The 2832-nt window shown below is 55.1% G+C and carries 2 protein-coding genes; one reads left to right on the forward strand and one right to left on the reverse strand.

Going from position 1 to position 2832, the window contains the following annotated elements:
• Window positions 1-643, reverse strand: a 643-nt coding sequence (locus tag ABD837_RS24870) for a replication initiation protein (protein WP_345060044.1), incomplete at its 3' end; no start/stop codon positions are given.
• A 524-nt stretch (window positions 644-1167) separates the two neighbouring features.
• Between ABD837_RS24870 and ABD837_RS24875 the strand changes: the two genes are divergently transcribed.
• Window positions 1168-2832, forward strand: a 1665-nt coding sequence (locus ABD837_RS24875) for a type IV secretory system conjugative DNA transfer family protein (RefSeq protein ID WP_345060047.1), incomplete at its 3' end; no start/stop codon positions are given.

Consider the following 2832-nt stretch of genomic DNA (forward strand, 5'->3'; position numbering starts at 1 on the left):
TTTTAAATGCACGTCCTTGCTTTTCCAGGGTGTAACTAATGCTTAAATTAGTATGCTCGTTGATTTGCTTCACAGCTATGTCGAGCACTTTCTTTTTGAACATTGTAATTTCTTCATATTCTTCTTTGCCCTTGGCATCGACCAGGCCCAGCATCTTTTTGAATTCGAGCAGGGAGAATTTTTTGGTTTCGCCCAGGTCTTTCCACCGGCTGCAAAACGTGTAAATCCGCTTCGCGTGCTTGCTAGTGAGCCGCAATGCCGACAGCAGCTCAAAGCTGGTGAAGTTGTCTCTGAGGTCGAACAGGTAGGGGCGGATAGATTCGGACAGCTTAACCTCAATCCGTCCTTCACCAGTTATGTATTTGATATGCTGAAACATCCAAATCTGAGTGTAGCTGTTTTCCGTCAGCACCTCAAACATGCGTGACCCCATGCCTTCAGTGGCTTTGCGTAGGTAGTTATAAGCGTATTTTTTGCCGGTTATTTCGCCAAGCTCCTTAATCACAATCTCATACATGCCTGACGCATCATCCTTGCGAAGTTTGGAAAGCAGGTAGAAAAAGAGGTCCATCTGTAGCTCACTGTATTCGTAGCGGGCGGTAGTGATGGCATTATGATGACGGACCTCTAGAGGGATTTTCATGGATTGCGTAGTGATTGAAGCCACAATGTACGAAAGACGAACTAATAAAAATAACCGTTCGTAATAAGAATGCTTGTTGACGAATCAAAGGTTCGCCTTTGACGAATCAAAGGTTCGCTTTAGGCGAATCAAAGGTTCGCTTTGACGAATCAAAGGTTCGCTTTAACGAGCTAAAGGTTCGTTTTAGATGGGTTAAATAATTGTTTTTCAACAGGTTGCGAACCCCTCAAATAGAACAAATAACTAAAATAATCACAAGTTGTGTCTCGCGCGAGGGAAAAAGGCTTTTAGGGCCTCTAGGACGGACTAACCGGCGCTGGTGGCGCAGCCCAAACAAAAACAACAAAGTCCTAGAAACCAGTAATTTGCGCGCATTTTATAAAGTGTATATAATTGATAATCAAAGGTATAAAAAACCATTGTTGTGCTTACTTGTGCGGCTTTGTGCTCCAGTTTACTGCCTTGTTTTGGGCTCAATACCGGGGGAAGCCGTACCGTAGCACCTGACCTTTCACATTGCTAGCATGACGACGATTTTCTATTGGTTGGGCCATTTGATAGGGGCCTTGATTTACGCGGCTGTTACTCAACTCGCGGCCCGACTGCTGCACCAGATGCTGCCCCAAGTGTCGCGGGGGCTGTACCGAGCAGTTGGCTTGCGCCAGGCCCCGGACGACTGGATGGTGTCCTTTGTGCGCTTCGCCAGCCTGTTTCTGCTGGCCACCGTAGCGGGCGGGGTGTTGGGCCTTGGCGGGCTGGCCACCTGGCTAGTGCTGGCCTGGTTCGGTTACAACGTGTTTCGCGCCGTTTCCAGCCCCCAGGAAGCCGCGCAGCCCGGAGGCGGGGACCAGCCGCTGAATTTCGTGCTACGCACCACCAGCGGCCCCAACGTGCGGCTAGGGAACCCGTTCCGGGGCACCTTCATTGCCGGCGGCGCAGGCAGCGGCAAGAGCAAGTCCATCATTGAGCCGATTCTTCAGCAGGCGGGCGCGTTGGGCCTAACGGGGGTAGTCTATGACTTCAAGTTCCCCACGCTGGCCGAGGAAGTGGCCGGCAGCTACGCGGGCGGCACCGTAACGCCTTATTTCGTCAACTTTACCGACCTCACGCGGAGCCACCGGGTAAACCCGCTGGCCCCGCAGCTGCTGACCACCGCCAGCTTTGCCCGCGAGGCCGCGGCCACCATCATTACCAACTTGGACGCGAAAGCCGCCCAGCAGCGCAATTTCTGGATTCAGTCGGGCGAGGTGCTGCTGGCCGGGTGCATCTGGTACTTGCGCCGCAACCACCCGGAGCAATGCAGCTTGCCGGCCGCCGTGAGCCTGATACTCGACAGCGACGCGCCGCAGCTGCTGGCCACCTTGCAGCAGGACGAGGAAGTGCGCGGCCTCATTGCTTCGATTGCCAGCGCCAGCAAATCGGAAAACACCATTGCGGGCGTGTTCTCAACCATTCAGAATTACCTCGCCGTGCTCAATACGCCCGAGATTTTTTGGGTAATGAGCGGCGACCAGGTGCCGCTCGATTTGAACACCCCCGAAACGCCGGGCGTGTTGGTGGTGGGCAACGACCCGGCCCTGAGTAGCACCTTCTCGCCGCTCATTTCCCTAATTGTGGCCACGGCCATTAAGCGCCTGAACCAGCAGGGCCGCTTGCCGAGCCTGGTGCTACTCGATGAAGCGCCGACCCTGTTCATTCCCAACTTTGCCCAGCTGCCCGCCACGGCCCGCAGCAACAAAGTAGCCACGGTGTACGCCGTGCAGGACGTGGCCCAAATGGAAGCCCTGACAAGTCGGCAGGAATCGGAGATGATTCTAGCCAACTTAGGAAACCAGTTTTGGGGCCGCACCACCAACACGGCCACGGCCGAGCGGGTGAGCAAGATGTTCGGCAAAATCGACAAGACGTACTACGCCATTACGGAGGGCAAAAGCAAGAGCAGCCCGCTCAATATTTTCAAGCCGAGCACCCGCAGCACGAGCACCAGCACGTCGGCCAGCATCCAGCAGCGCGACAAGCTGGAGGCCCAAGAAGTGATGCGGTTTCGGGTAGGCGAGTTCGCGGGCCTGGTGGTGGAAGGGGGCCGGCCGGAGTTCCGCGCCACATTCCGAGCCGAGCCGACCAAGGCCGTAAAAATTGCCCCGTTCCAGGAAGCCAGCGCCGCAGAAGTGAGCCGGAATTTTGCCGCC

Origin of the sequence: Hymenobacter glaciei, assembly GCF_039539585.1 — a bacterium.
Classification (GTDB): Bacteria; Bacteroidota; Bacteroidia; order Cytophagales; family Hymenobacteraceae; genus Hymenobacter; species Hymenobacter glaciei.